This is a genomic window from Streptomyces sp. SP17BM10, from assembly GCF_036322405.1.
Lineage (GTDB): Bacteria > Actinomycetota > Actinomycetes > Streptomycetales > Streptomycetaceae > Kitasatospora.
On record NZ_JAQYXB010000425.1, the window covers coordinates 1 to 338 of the forward strand.

The following is a 338-nucleotide window of genomic DNA, read 5'->3' on the forward strand; positions in this document are numbered from 1 at the left end:
CGGCACCGGCGCGGAGGCACACGCCGCGGCCCACGCCCACCGCGCCCCCGCCGTCCAACAGCCGGGGAGCGTCATGCCGACCCCCCCCGATCTGGACCCCGCCCCCGTGGTCGTGACGGCCGACAACCCCCACCAAACACCCCACCCCGGTTGACAACCGCCACAAACGTGAGGCACCACCCCCCACCCTTTGGGACCGAAGGGCCACCAATACCCGGGGCAAAGGAACAACCACAAGCACCACTAGAAAGACCCACAACAATAACCACAACAACCGAAATAACACAACCCCAAAACAATAAAACCACCACCCCCCCCAAGACAAAAACCAAACCCAC

Annotated in this window: 1 pseudogene; it reads left to right on the forward strand. The window is 63.9% G+C overall.

Annotated elements, in window-relative coordinates:
- Positions 1-154, forward strand: a pseudogene (locus PUR71_RS04540) (1-phosphofructokinase); the annotation flags it as partial.
- Positions 155-338: the final 184 nt, after the last annotated feature.